Origin of the sequence: Modestobacter sp. VKM Ac-2983, from assembly GCF_026967885.1 — a bacterium.
In the GTDB taxonomy this organism is placed as follows: Bacteria; Actinomycetota; Actinomycetes; order Mycobacteriales; family Geodermatophilaceae; genus Modestobacter.
In genome coordinates this window covers 24719-40995 of the sequence record NZ_JAPVBK010000001.1, presented here as the reverse complement: position 1 = coordinate 40995, position 16277 = coordinate 24719, and the positions used below count along the sequence as shown (strand labels likewise).

15 protein-coding genes are annotated in these 16277 nt (G+C 75.3%); 6 read left to right on the top strand and 9 right to left on the bottom strand.

Annotated features, from left to right (window positions below; genetic code table 11):
• Positions 1–44: 44 nt before the first annotated feature.
• Entirely contained in the window at positions 45–500 is a 456-nt protein-coding gene (locus O2W18_RS00205) for a GyrI-like domain-containing protein (protein WP_269185574.1), read from the top strand.
• A gap of 3 nt (positions 501–503) precedes the next feature.
• Here the strand turns inward: O2W18_RS00205 and O2W18_RS00200 are convergent, their stop codons facing one another.
• Entirely contained in the window at positions 504–1745 is a 1242-nt protein-coding gene (locus O2W18_RS00200) for an MFS transporter (RefSeq protein WP_269185573.1), read from the bottom strand.
• A gap of 124 nt (positions 1746–1869) precedes the next feature.
• Between O2W18_RS00200 and O2W18_RS00195 the strand changes: the two genes are divergently transcribed.
• The 5 genes from O2W18_RS00195 to O2W18_RS00175 all read left to right on the top strand — a co-directional run bounded on the left by O2W18_RS00195 (position 1870) and on the right by O2W18_RS00175 (position 9156).
• Positions 1870–3588, top strand: a complete 1719-nt coding sequence (locus O2W18_RS00195) for a sensor histidine kinase (RefSeq protein WP_269185572.1) — start codon at positions 1870–1872, stop codon at positions 3586–3588.
• A complete protein-coding gene (locus O2W18_RS00190; RefSeq protein WP_269185571.1) occupies positions 3585–4298 on the top strand; it encodes a response regulator in 714 nt (237 codons plus the stop codon). Before O2W18_RS00195 ends, O2W18_RS00190 begins: the two co-directional genes overlap by 4 nt.
• Positions 4299–4574: 276 nt before the next feature.
• Positions 4575–5345 (top strand): ABC transporter ATP-binding protein, encoded by a 771-nt coding sequence (locus O2W18_RS00185; RefSeq protein WP_269185570.1) that lies wholly within the window; start codon positions 4575–4577, stop codon positions 5343–5345.
• A 5-nt stretch (positions 5346–5350) separates the two neighbouring features.
• Positions 5351–7813: an ABC transporter permease gene (locus O2W18_RS00180; protein WP_269185569.1), complete on the top strand. Its 2463-nt coding sequence runs from the start codon at positions 5351–5353 to the stop codon at positions 7811–7813.
• Positions 7814–7953: 140 nt separating this feature from the next.
• Positions 7954–9156, top strand: a complete 1203-nt coding sequence (locus O2W18_RS00175) for an MBL fold metallo-hydrolase (protein ID WP_269185568.1) — start codon at positions 7954–7956, stop codon at positions 9154–9156.
• Between the two features lie 21 nt (positions 9157–9177).
• Here the strand turns inward: O2W18_RS00175 and O2W18_RS00170 are convergent, their stop codons facing one another.
• From O2W18_RS00170 to O2W18_RS00135, 8 genes are all read right to left on the bottom strand, one after another.
• Positions 9178–9945 (bottom strand): hypothetical protein, encoded by a 768-nt coding sequence (locus O2W18_RS00170; RefSeq protein WP_269185567.1) that lies wholly within the window; start codon positions 9943–9945, stop codon positions 9178–9180.
• 81 nt (positions 9946–10026) lie between these two features.
• Positions 10027–10689 carry an HAD family hydrolase gene (locus O2W18_RS00165; RefSeq protein ID WP_269185566.1) on the bottom strand — a complete coding sequence of 221 codons (663 nt, stop codon included), beginning with the start codon at positions 10687–10689 and terminating at the stop codon, positions 10027–10029.
• 23 nt (positions 10690–10712) lie between these two features.
• On the bottom strand, positions 10713–11582 hold the full coding sequence (locus O2W18_RS00160; protein WP_269185565.1) for an Fpg/Nei family DNA glycosylase: 870 nt from the start codon (positions 11580–11582) through the stop codon (positions 10713–10715).
• A gap of 70 nt (positions 11583–11652) precedes the next feature.
• Positions 11653–12807: a MalY/PatB family protein gene (locus O2W18_RS00155; protein ID WP_269185564.1), complete on the bottom strand. Its 1155-nt coding sequence runs from the start codon at positions 12805–12807 to the stop codon at positions 11653–11655.
• Positions 12808–12812: 5 nt separating this feature from the next.
• Complete coding sequence (locus tag O2W18_RS00150; RefSeq protein ID WP_269185563.1) at positions 12813–14228, bottom strand: NAD-dependent malic enzyme; 1416 nt, start codon at positions 14226–14228, stop codon at positions 12813–12815.
• Positions 14229–14349: 121 nt separating this feature from the next.
• On the bottom strand, positions 14350–14790 hold the full coding sequence (locus O2W18_RS00145; RefSeq protein WP_269185562.1) for an SRPBCC domain-containing protein: 441 nt from the start codon (positions 14788–14790) through the stop codon (positions 14350–14352).
• Positions 14787–15296, bottom strand: a complete 510-nt coding sequence (locus tag O2W18_RS00140; protein ID WP_269185561.1) for a DUF309 domain-containing protein — start codon at positions 15294–15296, stop codon at positions 14787–14789. The genes O2W18_RS00145 and O2W18_RS00140 overlap by 4 nt, the downstream gene beginning before the upstream one ends.
• Before the next feature lie 4 nt (positions 15297–15300).
• The gene (locus O2W18_RS00135; protein ID WP_269185560.1) at positions 15301–16275 is read right to left on the bottom strand and encodes a sensor histidine kinase; all 975 of its coding nucleotides are present in this window, start codon (positions 16273–16275) and stop codon (positions 15301–15303) included.
• Positions 16276–16277 lie beyond the last annotated feature (2 nt).

The window sequence follows — 16277 nt, the reverse complement described above, 5'->3', positions numbered from 1 at the left end:
GCGCTCTGGTCGCGCGGATCCCTGAGCCGCTACGGTCCGCCGACGTGACGACGATCGCTGCGGAACTGACCGACCTGCCCGAGCTCCGCGTGGTCGGGGTGCAGCTGGAGGCCCCGTTCGATGAGCTGCGACACCGGGTGCCGACGGCCTGGAAGGCGCTGCTGAGCCGGGCCACCGAGCTGCCGGACCCCGCGGCGACGGGCTACGTGGAGGCCAGCGAGCACCTCGGTGGCGGTCGCTACCGGGAGACGGTCGGGGTGCTCACCGGCGCGGCCACGGCGGTGCCGGCCGGGATGCGCGCGGTGGTCCTGCCCGCGGGCCGCTGGGCGCGGGTGGTCCACGACGGGCCGCTGGTCAAGGTCGCGGAGAGCTTCGGCCGGCTGCACGACTGGTGCGCCGACCAGGGCCTGCCCTCCGGCGACCTCAAGCTGGACACCGGGTACGACGCCGACGGCGGCGGCCCGCACGTCCTGCACGTCGACGTCCCCGGTCCCGCCTGACGTTCAGGCCGGCGCCGGCTCCTCGTCCGCGGCGAAGGCGTTCGCCACCAGCTCCCGATGGGCGGCGAGCAGCCACCACAGCACCCCGGCGAGCACCAGCTGGACGGCGCCGGACACGGCGAAGACGGTGGGCACGCTGGTGGCGTCGGCCAGCAGGCCACCGGCCAGGGCACCCAGCGGGATGCCGCCCCAGACCAGCGTCCGGTAGCCGCCCTGCACCCGGCCGAACAGCGCCTCCGGGATCAGCGCCTGCCGCAGCGACATGGTGAGCACGTTCCAGAACAGCACGCCCGCCGTCCCGGCTGCGAACAGCACCCCGGCCACGACACCGTTCTCGGTGAAGGCCATGCCCCCCAAGGTGAGCGCCGCCAGCACGCACCCGGCGACCAGCGTCGCCGTGCGACCGATCCGGCGGGCCAGCGGCGCGGCGGTCAGCCCGCCGACCACCGCGCCCGCTGCGGAGGCGGTCAGCAGCAGGCCGAACCCGGCCTCGCCGATCTCCAGCGTGTCCAGGGCGTAGAGCACGAAGACGCCGGTGGTCATCGCCGAGGTGAGGGCCGTGCTCGCCGAGACCAACGTGAGGCCGCGGAGGAAGCGGTGCCGCCACAACCAGCTCACGCCCTCGGCGACGTCCCGGCGGATGGTCGTGCGCGGGCCCGCCGCGCGGGCCGGCCGGTGGCTGCCGGCGATGCCGACCACCAGGACGGCGGCGAGCAGGAACCCGCCGGCGGTGGTGAGCAGCGGCGCGGCGGCGGCGAGGACGAAGAGCACCGAGCCCAGTGGCGCGCCGATGAAGCCCTGGCTGGCCTCCTCGGCGGTGGTGAGCAGCCCGTTGCCGCGGTCCAGCTGGTCGCGGCGGACCACCTGCGGCAGCATCGCCCGGGCCGCGCTGTCGTACACGGTCTCGGCGACCCCCACCGCGAAGGCCACGGCGTAGAGGACGACGAGCGACACCGTCCCGGTCAGCACGGTGGCCGCCAGCGCGGTCAGGGCGATGGCCCGGACGACGTTGGCGACCGCCATCGCGCGCTTGCGGTCGGTCCGGTCGACGAACGCGCCGGCCGGCAACGCGAACAGCAGCCAGGGCAGGAAGGCCAGCGCCGTCAGCCCGGCGACCGCGACCGGGTCGCGGGTCAGGGTGGCGGCCAGCAACGGCAACGCGACGCGGTTCACCCCGTCGGCGAGGTTGGAGGCAGCGCTGGACGACCAGAGCCGCCAGAACGCCGACCCGAGGGGCGAGGACACGACCGGCACCCTGCCAGTGCCGTCCGACACCCGGGCGCCGGCCCGAGGCTCATCCCGGGGGCGGACACGCGGTTCACCCCGCGGGACGACGACGGACGGCACCGTCCTGCCTAGGGTCGGCAGCATGGACCAGCCGCTGCTCGAACGGGTGGCGGCGTGGACCAGGCGCCGTCCCTTCGAGGTGGACGTGCTCCTCGCCTGCCTGGTCGCGCTGGTCACGGTCCCGGTGCCCGGGCTGTCCGGGATGGGCGGATCGAGCCCGGCGGCGACCGTCCTGCTGGGTCTGGCACTGTGCGCGCCGCTGGCCTGGCGACGCCGCCGCCCGGTCCACGCCGCTGCCGTGCTGGTGCTGGTCTGCCTGCTCCAGCTGCGCCTGCTGCCCGGTGAGCTGCTGCTCGCCGACGTCGCCGTCCCGATGACGGTCTACGCGCTGACGGCCTACGGTCCCCGCTGGGCGGGCCGGGCCGGGCTGGTCACCGGGTTGCTCGGCGCGGTGCTCGCCGGAGCCACGTTCTTCGCGGGTTCGTCGCCCACCGTCGTCGTCACCACGACGGCCCTGCTCGGGGTGCTGGTCGTCGCGGCCTGGGCGCTGGGGTCGCTGCGCCGCAGCCGCCCGCAGGACGCAGAACCGGCCCGGGTCCCCGTCGCTGCGGACCAACCACTGCTCGAGCGCGCGGCCACGTGGTCGCGGCAGCACCCGTTCGGCGTCGACACCGTCCTCGCCGGGATCGCGGTGCTCGTCCTGGTCTCCGTCTCCACGGACAGCACCTACTCCGGGTCCTCCGCCGCCGCAGCGGTCCTGCTGTCGCTGGTGCTGCTCGTCCCCCTGGCCTGGCGACGCCGCCGGCCGGTCCGTGCCGCCGCGGTCGTCATCGCCGCCGGCCTGCTCCAGCTCGTGCTCCTGCCGGGGTACTTCCTGCCCGCGAACATCGCCGCCCCGGTGATGGTCTACGCGCTGGCCGCGTACGCCCCCCGCTGGGCCAGCCGGGCCGGGCTGGCCGTCGGCCTGCTGGGCGCCGTGCTCGCCTCGGCCGTCTACTTCGGCGGGGGCACCTGGTACGGCTTCGTCTTCGCCGCCGGCGTGATCGGCGTGCTGGTGGTGGCGTGCTGGGCACTGGGCGACCTGCGCCGGGCCCGGCTGCAGCAGGTCGCCGGCCTGGAGGAGCGTGCCCGGCTGCTGGAGCTGGAGCGGGAGCAGGAGATGCGGCTCGCGGCGTCGACCGAGCGGGCCAGGATCGCCCGGGAGATGCACGACGTCGTCGCCCACTCGCTGTCGGTCGTCATCGCCCAGGCCGACGGCGGGCGCTATGCGGGGCAGACCGACCCGGCGGCCGCGACCGGGGCGCTGGAGGCGATCTCGGCCACCGGCCGGCAGGCGCTGACCGACATGCGCACGCTGCTCGGGGTGCTGCGGGAGGGCGACGGGCAGGAGTACGCCCCCCAGCCCGACGTCGCCTCGATCGACCAGCTGGTGGCCGACGTCCGGGCCAGCGGCCTGGCCGTCGACCTGGTCGTCGCGGGCACCCCGCAGCCGATGCCGGCCGGCGCCCAGCTGGCCGCCTACCGGATCGTGCAGGAGTCGCTGACCAACGTGCTCAAGCACGCCGGCCCGGCCGGCCGTGCGTGGGTTCGGCTGCACTGGCGCCCGGACGCCCTCGAGCTGGCCGTGCTGGACGACGGCCGCGGCGCGTCGGCGGCGATCGCGGAGTCCGACGGGCAGGGACAGGGCCTGCTCGGCATGCGCGAGCGGGCGGCGCTGCACGGCGGGACACTGGCCGCCGGGCCGCGCACGGGCGGCGGGTTCGGCGTGCACGCCGCCCTGCCCTACGGTCCATCCCGATGAGCACAGGACAGATCCGCGTCGTCCTCGTCGACGACCAGCAGCTGGTGCGGGCCGGGTTCCGGATGGTGATCGACTCCCAGCCCGACCTCACCGTGGTCGGGGAAGCCGGGGACGGCGCAGCGGCGGTCGAGCTGCTGCGCCGGACGCCGGCCGACGTCGTCCTGATGGACGTCCGGATGCCCGGCACCGACGGCATCGCCGCGACCGAGCAGGTGACGGCGCTGCCCGAGCCGCCGCGGGTGGTCGTGCTGACCACCTTCGACCTCGACGAGTACGTGGTCGCCGCGATCGGGGCCGGGGCCAGCGGCTTCCTGCTCAAGGACGCCCCGCCGGAGGAGATGCTGGCCGCGGTGCGCACCGTGCACGCCGGCGACTCGGTGATCGCGGCCAGCTCCACCCGCCGACTGCTGCAGCACGTCGCGCCGATCCTCCGCGGGGCCGGCAACGGGGGCGGGACCAGCCAGGTCGACCCCAGCGCCCTGACCGAGCTCACCCCGCGGGAGCGGGAGGTGCTGGTGCTGATGGCCTACGGCGCGTCCAACACCGAGATCGCCGCGCAGCTGTTCGTCAGCGAGGCGACGGTGAAGACCCACGTCGGCCGGGTGCTGTTCAAGACCGGCTCCCGGGACCGGGTGCAGGCCGTCGTCCTGGCCTACCGCACCGGCCTGGTCGCCCCCGCCGACCTCCTCCGCGACGCCCCGGGCTGCTGAAGGGCCCCCTCCTCCCCACCCCTCGCAGGCTCGCGGCGGGCCCCTGGAGGGGGCCGGTCCGCCGAGTGCGGAGCTGTCGACGCCTGCCGGCACGCCAAGACGTCGGCGAGGCAGCACTCGGCGCCGCCCGCGGGCGGGCATGCCCCTGTGGGATGACCCCGGGTCAGCCCACAGGTGCACCACAGCCAGCACGGAGACCAGCCCCTGCGGCGACGCGAGCGGAGGCCGCCGGGCGAGAACGTGATCACGCCCTGATCACCGCCTCTGGAGGCCGAAGTGTCCGTCCCCGTCATGACCGTCCCGGGTGAGCCCGCGGCGACCCGATCCGCCGCCGTCCGCGCCACCGACCTGCGCAAGACCTACGGCTCCGGTGAGACCGCGGTGCACGCGCTCGCCGGCGTCGACGTCGCGTTCGACCGGGGGGCGTTCACCGCGATCATGGGCCCCTCCGGGTCCGGCAAGTCCACCCTCATGCACTGCCTGGCCGGCCTCGACGCCGCGACCAGCGGCAAGGTCTGGCTCGGCGACACCGAGCTGACCAGCCTGCGCGACGACCAGCTGACCACGCTGCGCCGCGAGCGGATCGGCTTCGTCTTCCAGTCGTTCAACCTGCTGCCGGTGCTCAACGCCCAGGACAACATCCTGCTGCCGATGCAGCTGGCCGGGCAGCGCCCGGACCGGGCGTGGATGGACTCCGTCATCGGCCGGCTCGGCCTGCGCGACCGGCTCCAGCACCGCCCGCACGAGCTCTCCGGCGGCCAGCAGCAGCGGGTCGCCGTCGCCCGGGCGCTGCTCCCCCGCCCCGACGTCGTCTTCGCCGACGAGCCCACCGGCAACCTGGACAGCCACGCCGGCGCCGAGGTGCTGGACCTGCTGCGCTCCAGCGTGCGGGAGACCGGCCAGACCGTCGTGATGGTCACCCACGACCCGGTGGCCGCTGCCTACGCCGACCGGGTCGTGCTGCTGGCCGACGGCCAACTGGCCGGTGAGGTCCACCAGCCGACCACCGACTCGATCATCAACGCGCTCCGCGGGCTCGGGGGCTGACCGTCATGCGCGCAGTCACCCTGGCCAGCATCCGGGCGCACGCCGGCCGGCTGGTCGCCTCGACCCTGGCGATCGTCATCGCCGTGGGCTTCGTGGTCGCGACCCTGGTGCTCAACGAGACCACGAAGGCCACCGTCCTGGAGGCAGCCGGCGCCCAGTACGTCGACGCCGACGCGGTGGTCACCTCCGACAGCGGCACCGGGCTGGCCGAGCACGTCGACACCCTCGCCGCGCTGACCGCCGTGCAGGCCGTCGACCCGACCTGGCAGACCTCCGTGCAGGCGGTCGCCCCCGGCCGGACCGGCGCCCAGTACCTGCTGGTCGAGTCGGTGGCCGGCGACCCGACGCTGCGCTGGCAGCAGCTGGCCGACGGCTCGCTGCCGGTCCGCCCGGGTGAGGTCGCGGTGAGCGAACGCGTCGGTGCCGCCGTCGGCGACGTCCTGCCGGTCACCGTCTACGACGACGAGGGGACCGCGACCACCGTCGACGCGACCGTGACCGGCGTGGTCGACCTGGGCGGCGACCCCACCGCCGGCATCTACGGCAAGGCCTACGTCACCGCCGACCAGGCCCAGGCCTGGGGCGCGACGGAGCCGACAGAGCTGCGCATCGCCGGGCCGACCCGCACCGACCCCGGCCTCCTGGCCGAGGAGGTGCGCGCCACCCTGTCCGGCGAGGACGTCACCGTGCGCACCGGCACCGAGCAGGCCGAGGTGTCCGTCGCGATGCTCACCGGTGACGCCGACTGGCTCACCACCTCCCTGCTCGTGTTCGCCACCATCGCGGTGCTCGTCGCCGGGCTGGTCATCGCCAACACCTTCGCCGTGCTGCTGGCGCAGCGGACCCGCGACCTCGCGCTGCTGCGCTGCGTCGGTGCGACCGCCCGGCAGGTGCGCCGCAGCGTGCTCGGCGAGGCCCTGCTCACCGGGCTGGTCGCCTCCGTGATCGGCGTGCTCGCCGGGATCGGGCTGGCTGCCGGCGTCTCGGCCCTGGTGTCCGGCATCGACTCCCCCATCCCGCTGTCCGGCGTCTCGGTGCCGCTGTACGTGGTCGGCGTCGGCATCGCCGTCGGCACGGTCACCACGCTGATCGCCGCGCTGGCCCCGGCCCGTGCCGCCACCCGGGTCGCCCCGCTGGCCGCGCTGCGCCCGACGGACCCGGCCCCGCTGCGTTCCCGCGGCGGCGTCGCCCGGCTGGTCACCGGACTTCTGCTCACCGTCTCCGGCGTGGCGCTGATGACCCTGGGCGTGGTGACGGCGGCCATCCTGGTCTCGCTGGGCGGCGGGGTGCTCAGCTCGCTGGGGCTCCTGCTGCTCGCCCAGCGGGCAGTGCCGCCGGTCGTCGCCGCGGCGGGCCGGCTGCTCAGCCGGTTCGGCGGGCTCCCGGCGCGCCTGGCCACCGGCAACGCCACCCGCAACCCCCGCCGGACGGCGGCCACCGCCACCGCGCTGCTGATCGGCGTCACGCTGACCACGGCGATGGTCGTCGGGGCCAGCTCCACCCGGGCCAGCGCCCAGGCGGGACTGGCGGCCAACTACCCGACCGACGTGATCGTCCAGAGCTTCGACCAGCCCATCCCGGCCACGTTGCAGGGCCAGCTGGAGTCGGTGGAGGGCGTGGTGGAGGCCAGCGGGCTCACCGCCGCGACGGTCACCGGGCCGGACGGCACGGAGAGCTGGGTCAGCGGCGTCGACGCTGCCTCGGCGCTCCCGGTGCTGCGCTCGACGAGCGACGTCACGCTGCCCGAGCTCGGCCAGGTCGTGCTCGCCGAATGGGAGGCCGACTCCTGGGGCGCACAGCCCGGCGACTCGCTGACGCTGACCGCCGGTGACCGCTCGCGCACGCTGACCGTGGTGGCCGGCGAGACCGACCGGACGCTGCTGACCACCACCGACCTGCAGGCGCTGGTGCCCGAGGCAGCGGTGGAGACCATGTGGCTGCGGATGGCCGACGGGGTCGACCAGACGGCGGTGATCGACGAGGTCACCGACCTGGCCGGCACGGCGCTGCCCACCGCGTTCGTCACCGGGCTGGCCAGCGAGCGGGCCGCGATCGACGAGGTGGTCGACGTCCTGCTGCTGGTGGTCACCGGCCTGCTCGGTGTGGCCGTGCTCATCGCCCTGATCGGGGTCGGCAACACCCTGGCCCTCTCGGTGGTCGAGCGGCGCCAGGAGAGCGGCCTGCTGCGGGCCCTGGGGCTGACCCGACGCCAGCTGCGCGCGCTGCTGGCCTGGGAGGCGGTGCTCGTCGCCGGGGTGGCTGCGGTGCTCGGCGTGCTGGTCGGCGGCGCCTACGGCCTGGTGGGCGCGGCCTCGGCGCTCGGCGAGATCGGCGAGGTGGTGATCAGCATCCCGTGGCTGCAGATCGGCGCGATCGTGCTGGTCGCCACGGTGGCCGGGCTGCTGGCCTCGGTGCTGCCGGCCCGGCGTGCCGCGAAGACCCCGCCGGTGGCCGCGATCGCCGGCTGACGAGGCTCTCCCGCCCCCGTGATCCAGGGGTCGGGAGTCCCCCGGACGCTTGTGCTCTGCTCACCCCCGGTGAGCAGAGCACAAGCGTCTTCCCCGTCACTTCCTGGGCAACGCCCAGCTGCGTCGGGGATGCTGGGGACGTGCCGTTCCTCCGTCGTGTCGCCACCGCCACCGCCGCCACCGCCCTGCTGGGCGGCGCGAGCTGGGTCGCCCGCGCCGCCTGGGGCCTGCCCGTCGCCCTCGGCGCCAGCCAGCGCCGGCTCCGCCCGACCGTCACCGGCTCCTCCCAGTTCGCCGAGGGCAAGTTCCACAACAACCTCCCCACCCCGGCGCTCGCCCCGGCCAACGCCCGGGACGGCCTGCTCCGCCAGTGGCACGAGGACCGGCACAAGGGGCTGCCCGGTGGGCCGATCCCGCTGACGGTCCCCGAGGTGCCCGAGCAGGCCGCCGAGCTGGCGGTCACCTGGTTCGGGCACTCCAGCGCCCTCCTCGAGATCGACGGCCGGCGGGTGCTGGTCGACCCGGTGTGGGGCGCGCGGGTGTCCCCCTCCCCGCTGCTCGGCCCCACCCGGCTGCACGAGCCCCCGGCGCCGGTGGAGAGCCTGCCGCCGGTCGACGCCGTGCTGATCAGCCACGACCACTACGACCACCTGGACCTGCCCACCGTGCGGGCTCTGGTCCGCGAGCAGTCGGCGCCGTTCGTCGTCCCGCTCGGCATCGGTGCGCACCTGCGCCGGTGGGGCGTGCCCGAGGACCGGATCGTCGAGCTGGACTGGGACGGCGCCACGACCATCGCCGGGCTCACCCTCACCTGCACCGAGGCCCGGCACTTCTCCGGCCGGTTCTTCGCCCGGGACACCACGCTGTGGTCGTCCTGGGTGGTGGCCGGCCCCCGGCACCGGGTGTTCTTCGGTGGCGACACCGGCTACACCCCGGCCTTCGCCGGGATCGGCGCACGCCTGGGGCCCTTCGACCTGACGCTGCAGCCGATCGGCGCCTACAACGACGCCTGGCACGCCATCCACATGGACCCGGAGGAGGCCGTGCGTGCGCACGGCGACCTCGGTGGCCGGGTGCTCGTGCCGATCCACTGGGCGACGTTCAACCTCGCCTTCCACCGCTGGGCCGAGCCCGTGCAGCGGCTGCTCGCCGCCGCCGAGGCACACCGGGTGACGGTGGTCGTCCCGCAGCCCGGTGAGCGGGTCGACGTGCTGGCCCCGCCCCCGGTGCGCGACTGGTGGACGGCGGTCGGTTCGGCCGACGACGTCCCCCCGGGCCGGCCGGCGGCCTCCCCCGCCCGCGTCCGGCGGCTGGCCTCCCGGCGGGCCGGGAGCCGAGGCTGACGGCAGCGCAGCCCGGCGCGTTCAGCCGACCAGCAGGGCGCTGCGGTCGGTCCGGGTCAGTGCCCGGCCGGCCAGCGCCACCAGGACGACGGCGGCGGCGCTGATCGCGGCCACGGCGACCTGCTGCGGCCCCTCGGCGGCAGCGATGCCGAGCAGGCCCCAGATGACCGCGGCCGCGAACGGGCCGGCGGCGACATGGGAGCCGAGGAGCACCGCGGCGGCGATCCCGGCGACCGTGACCAGCGCGGCGACCGCCCAGGCCTGGGCCGCCAGGGTGTCCGGCGACAACCCGAGCGACACCCCGGCGCTGCCCACGGCGGCCACCGACGCCACGGTGAGCCAGCCCAGCAGCAGCCCGGCGGTGGCCCGCGGCAACAGCCGGGCCAGCCCGTCGGCCGGCACCGTCTGCAGCCGGACGTAGGCCACGGCGGTCGCCGCGGTGATGCCGAAGATCAGCACCGTGGCGACGTACTGCCAGGCCCCGCCCAGGGGGAAGACGACCTCCCAGACGGCGTTCCCGGCGAACGCGATCGCCAGCGGCCACCCGGTGCGCCGGTGCACCTCGCGTTCGCGCTGGGCGGGCAGCGCCTGGTAGACCGCCCAGGCCAGCGACCCGGCGAAGATCAGCCCCCAGATGCTGAAGGCCCAGCCGGCCGGGGTGACCAGCGAGCGGTCGGCGTCGCTGACGTCGCCGACGCTGCGGCCGGCGATGGCGGAGCCCAGCGGGCTCCCGACGATCTGGGCGACCGCCGCAGCGACCACCGCGACGACGCGGGGGGTGTCCCTCATCGGTTCCTCCTCGTCCGCTCCTGCTCGTCGGCTCCCTCCCGGCCAGTCGAGCCACCGGGGTCGGCCGCGTCCGGCTGCGGGCTACCCGGTCAGGGCGGCGAGCACGCCGGGGAGCTCCAGGAGATCGGGGACCTCGTGCTGCGGCTGCGGCCCGTCCGGGTCGACCCGGTGCCCCGGCCGGCGCACCCGGACGACGGTGAGCCCGGCCTCCAGCGCCCCCCGGGTGTCCCGCGCGGACGCGGGGACGTGCACCGCGGCCCCGGCCTCGGCCGCCCGCTGGTAGATCTCCGGGTGCGGTTTGTAGGCGCGCAGCCGCTCACTGGTCAGGACGGCGTCCGGGTGCACCAGGTCGGCGGCGCGGGTGCGGGCGAACAGGTCGTCGTCCACGTTGGACAGCACCCCGACCTGGTGCTGCTCGGCCACCAGCGGCAGCGCCCGGCCGACGTCGGGCCACAGCGGCCAGTCCGGCAGCGACGCCAGCAGCGCGAGGGTGTCCGCGGTGGGGTCGGCGTCCAGGCCCCGGGCGGCGTAGGTGTCGGCGAGGGCGCGCCGGCAGTGCTCGGCGAAGGGCACCCAGTCGGTGACGTCCTTCTGCGAGGCCTTGTTGCGGGCGTCCCAGTCGTCGTACAGGTCACTGCCGGCGACGTCCCAGCCGTGGCCGGCGGCGAGCCGGTCGAACACCGCCGACCCGCCCGTCCGGGAGTCGATCAGCGCGCTGAACAGGTCGAAGGTCACCAGGGCCATGACGCCATGGTGGCCCTGCCGCGTCAGCGCAGCAGCTTGGACATCCGCCGGTCGGCCAGCGGCTTGCCGCCGGTCTGGCAGGTCGGGCAGTACTGCAGCGAGGTGTCGGCGAAGGACACCTCGCGCACGGTGTCCCCACAGACGGGGCAGGGCAGACCGGTGCGGGCGTGCACCTGCAGGCCGGCCCGCTTCTCCCCCTTGAGCGTCGCCGCCCGCTGCCCCAGCTGACGGTCCAGCGCGCCGGTCAGCGTCTCCCGCGTCGCGGCGTGCAGCCGGAGCAGCTCGTCGTCGGTGACCTTGTCGGCCATCTTGAACGGGGAGAGCCGTGCGGCGTGCAGGATCTCGTCGGAGTAGGCGTTCCCGATGCCGGAGAGCACGGTCTGGTCGGTGAGGGTGCCCTTGAGCTGGGTGTGCCGGCCGGCCAGCAGCGCCCCCAGGGTCTCGGCGTCCAGCTCCAGTGCGTCCGGGCCCAGCCGGGCGATGCCCGGGACCTCGGTCGGCGAGCGGACCACGTAGACGGCCAGCCCCTTGCGGGTGCCCTGCTCGGTCAGGTCGAAGCCCTCGGGCAGCTCCCCCTCGCGCGGTTCCAGGTGCACCCGCAGCGCCAGCGGGCCCTTCCCCGGCTTGGGCGGTGCGGTGGGCAGGTTCTGCCGCCAGTGCAGCCAGCCCGCCCGGGCCAGGTGGACGACCAGGTGCAGCCCGGAGACGTCCAGGTCGAGGAACTTGCCGTGCCGGGCGGCGCCGGTGAGCTCCAGCCCGGCCAGCGAGGAGAGCGGCGGGTCGAACGTCTTGATCGCCTGTACCGCGGCCAGGTCGACGCGCGTCACGATCCGGCCGACCGCGTTCTCCCGCAGGAACGCCGCCAGCGCCTCCACCTCGGGCAACTCGGGCACCCGCCCATGATCCACGCCGGACGCCGTCCCCGTCGTCCTCCTCAGGGGCCGAAATCGCGACTTTGGCCCCTCAGCGGGTGACGGCGGTGGCCATGCGCTCGACGATGGTGCGGAGCACCGGGCGGGGGGTGGCCAGGTTCAGCCGCACGTGCCCGGCCCCGGGGGCGCCGCACTCCGGGCCGTCGACCAGCGCCACCCCGGCCGCGCGCAGGAAGAACTCGCCGACCGAGCCCTCGATCCCCAGGCCCCGGCAGTCCAGCCAGGCCAGGTAGGTGCCCTCCGGCGGGGTGTACCGCAGCTGCGGCAGGTGCTCGGCGAGCAGCTCGGCGAGCAGCCGGCGGTTGCCGTCAAGGTACGCCAGGACGTCGTCCAGCCACTCCTCCCCCTCGTCATACGCGGCGGTGCTGGCGAGCACCCCGGGGGTGGAGGCGCCGTGACCGGCCAGCTCGCCGACCTCGGCCCAGTGCGCGGCGTCGACCGGGTTGGACAGCAGCAGCTGCGCGGCCTTGAGCCCGGGCACGTTGAACGCCTTGGACGCCGACGTCGCGGTCACCGTGTGCCGGGCCGTGGCCTCCGACAGCGCGGCGTAGGGCCGGTGCACCTCCCCCGGGTACACCAGCGGCGCGTGGATCTCGTCGGCGAACACCCGGGCACCGTTGCGCCTCACCACCTCGGCCAGGGCGAGCTGCTCGGCCGCGGTGAACACCCGGCCCACCGGGTTGTGCGGGTTGACGTGCACCAGCAGGGCACCGGGGGTCAGCGCCCGGTCCAGCGCCGCCAGGTCGTGGGTGACCCGGCCGTCGTGGACGACCATCGGCACCTCGACCAGCTCGCGGCCCATCAGCCGCGGCACCTTCAGGAACGGCATGTACGCCGGAGTGGGCAGCACCACCGGGGCGCCGGCCGGGGTGAAGTGCTCGATCGCCGCCTGCAGCCCGGCGACGACGTCGGCCAGCGGGGTGATCCACTCGGCCGGCAGCTCCCAGCCGTACCGGCGCAGCTGCCAGCCGGCGCACGCCTGCGCCATCGCATCGGCGACCGGGCCGGGCAGGTAGCCCAGCGCCCCGGCGTCCACCGCGTCGTGCAGCGCCCGGGTGACCACCGGCGCCGTCCCGAAGTCCATCTCGGCGACGAAGGCGCCCAGCGCGTCGCCGTACCGCGTCCACTTGAGGCTGCCGGCCGACCGCAGCGCGTCCTCGGTCAGTGCGTCGAAGGAGGTGCCCACCTGGGTCAGTCTGCGTCGCCGGGCACGTCGGCGGTGGCCCCGGGCTCCGCGCGGGCCGACTCCTCCACCGCCGCCGCGACCGCCTGGGCGACGGCGGGGTCGAAGACGCTCGGGATGATGTAGTTGGCGTTGAGCTGGTCGTCGCCCACCACCGCGGCCAGCGCGTCGGCGGCGGCCAGCAGCATGCCCGGGCGGATCTCCTTCGCGCGGGCGTCGAGCAGCCCGCGGAAGACCCCGGGGAACGCCAGCACGTTGTTGATCTGGTTCGGCAGGTCCGACCGGCCGGAGGCGACGACGGTGGCGTACTGGCGCGCCCGCACCGGGTCGACGTCCGGCGTGGGGTTGGCCATCGGGAAGACCACCGCCCGCTCGGCCATCCCGGCGAGCACCTCGGCCTGGATCACGTTGGCCGCGCTGACCCCGATGAACACGTCCGCGCCCTGGAGCGCGTCGGGCAGCTCACCGCGCCGGCAGGCGGGATTGGTGCGCCGGGCCAGGTCCAGCTTGGCCGGGGAGAGCCGCTCGTCGTCGGGGGCGAGGATGCCCTCCCGGTCCCAGACCAGCACGTTGGTCGCCCCGGCCTCCAGCAGCAGGGTGACGATCGCCGTCCCGGCCGCCCCACCGCCGGCGACGACGACCGCGACGTCCTCGAGCTGCTTGTCCACCACCCGCAGTGCGTTGCGCAGCGCGGCGAGCACGCAGATCGCCGTGCCGTGCTGGTCGTCGTGGAAGACCGGGATGTCCAGCTTCTCCCGCAGCCGGGCCTCGATCTCGAAGCAGCGCGGGGCGGAGATGTCCTCCAGGTTGATGCCGCCGAACCCGGGGGCGATGAGCTCGACGGTGCGCACGATCTCGTCGACGTCCTGGGTGTCCAGCGCGATCGGCCAGGCGTCGATGTCGCCGAACCGCTTGAACAGCGCCGCCTTGCCCTCCATGACCGGCATGGACGCACCCGGCCCGATGTCGCCCAGCCCCAGCACCGCCGAGCCGTCGGTGACCACCGCGACCGTGTTGCCCTTGATGGTGAGCCGGCGGACGTCCTCCGGGTGTTCGGCCAGCGCCAGGCAGACCCGGGCGACCCCGGGGGTGTAGGCCATCGACAGGTCGTCGCGGGTCTTGAGCGGCACCTTGGAGGCGACCTCCAGCTTCCCGCCCAGGTGCAGCAGGAACGTGCGGTCGCTGACCTTGCGCACGTGCACGTGGTCGACCGCGTCGAGGGCGGCGACGACCTCCTCGGAGTGCTCGGCGTCGGCAGCGGAGCAGGTGACGTCGACGGTGAGGCCGTCGGGGCGGGACTCGACGACGTCGATCGCGGTGACCGCACCACCGGCGTTGCCCACTGCGGTGGCGATCCGGCCGACGCTGGCCGGGTCGCCGTCGGCGGTGAGCCGCACGGTGATCGAGTACGACGCCGACGTCACCGGCCCGCGGTGGACGACGGGTGTGGCTGCCGAGTCAGGAGTGAGGGACGTCACTCGGCCATCCTGGCACCACGGACGGCCTTTTTCCACCTGTCGGGCGAGTCATCCCACGATGCGGAACTCAGCTGGGGAATTCGGCGGCCCGCTGCTCGGCTCGGGCCTTGAGCCCCACCGCGAACTGGCGGAACGCCGGGTTGAGGTCGGGGACGGTGCGGATCATCAGCGGTGCCAGCAGCCCTCGGTACTCCTCGCGCAGGGTGAACTCGGTGCTGCCGTCGCCCTGCGGGTCGAGCCGGAAGGTGCGTTCGGCGACGAACAGGTCCAGTGGCAGGCCGCTGCGCCAGCGCATCGACTCCGCCGGCCGGATCTCGGTCACCGTGACCCGCAGCGGCCGGCGCCGGGTGCCGGTGGCGACCAGCAGCAACGGGGCACCGAGCCGCACGGCGCCCTCCACCCGGTCGATCCCGGAGTTCCAGTCACGCCAGCCGCCGACGTCGACCAGGACCCCCCACACGTGTTCGGCCCCGGCGTCGATGCGGGTGGCCGCTTCGTAGCTCCTCATCGGCACCGAGTGTGCTCTTCGTCACCCACCGGCGGAAGGGTCAGCCGCGGCGGCGCCGGGTCCGGCGGCGCACCGGCCGCGGCGGCCTCGCCCAGCCGGTCCCCCCACGCGACCAGCCCCTCGGTGTCGACGCCGTGCCGGGCGGCGGCCGCCCCGGCGGTGTCCAGCGACCGCGCGCCCCGGGTCAGCAGGGTGGCGGCACCCGGCAGGTTGCCGCGCAGCACGTGGGTCAGGCCGACGGCGAGCTGGGCCAGCCCGCGCCACAGGTCCCGCTCGTCGTCCGGGCCGGTCTTCCACGCGTCCTCGAGCACCTCGTGGGCGTGGAACGGTCGGCCGGCGTCGAGCAGTTGCTGCGCCTCCGCCAGCGTCTGGCCGGGTGTGCGCACCAGCCCCTCCGGGGCGCGCGGCTCGCCCGGTGACCCGTGCGGCAGCGGCCGGCCCAGCGCGTCGCGCGGTCGGGCGTTGCGGGCCCGACCGGCGTCGTCCCGGTCTCGGGGCTCCCCCATCACGTCAGCGCAGGACGGTGGTGAGCCGGACCTGCACGCCGTCGCCGGCCTCGGTGATGTCGACGTGGTCGCACAGCTGGCGGGCCAGCCACAGCCCCATGCCGCCCAGCGACAGGTCGTCGCCGTGGGCTGGGCCGTAGCCGATGAACGGGTCCTGCAGCCCGGCGCCGTGGTCGGTCACCGTGCAGACCAGCCGGTCGTCGCCGGCCCACAGCCGCAGGTCGACCGGCGGTCGGCCGTGGCGCAGCGCGTTCGTGGTCATCTCGTCGACGGCGAGGAGAAAATCCTCCAACGCGGGCTCCGAACCGGTCGGCAACCGGGCGTCGGCAGCCCGGGTGGCGAGGTCACGGCGCAGCCCGCGCAGGTCGCGCACCGAGTCCGCGTGGACGAGCGGCTCGGTCGCCTCCAGCGGCTCGGGCGGCACGGGCACCGAGGCCAGGTACTCCGCGGGGTCGACGTGGTCGGGGTTCACCTGCTCCTGCCCGTCGACCTGGAGCACCGGGTGGGTGGCGCGGGCCGCGTCGACCAGGGGCGCCGGCAACCGTCGGGTGTCGCACAGGCAGAGCACCATCAGCGGGTCGTCACCGGTGCGGTGCGCCTCCGCGAGCTGGTGGTCCAGGACGGCGTCGTACCGCTGCCACTCCCGCCAGGTGTCGTGGTCGGACCCGGGCATGGGCTCCAGGACGACGCGGACCACCGCACTGGCGGCCACCCGGTGGCGCTCCCCCAGGCGGCGGACGGCGGTGATCGCCGCGGCCGGCCCGTTCCCGTACACGTCGGACCACGGGACCCAGGTCACCTGCGGCCGGTCGCTGAGCGCGTGCTGCAGGAGCTGGGTGGTCCGGTCGCTGCAGGCGACCACCACCGGCTCCCCGGCGTCCAGCCCGGCGCAGACGAAGGCGACGGTGCCGTCGACCAACTCGGTGTCCGAGTCGCCGATCAGCGCCCGGTGTCTGCCGGACCCGGCTGCCCCGTCCATGC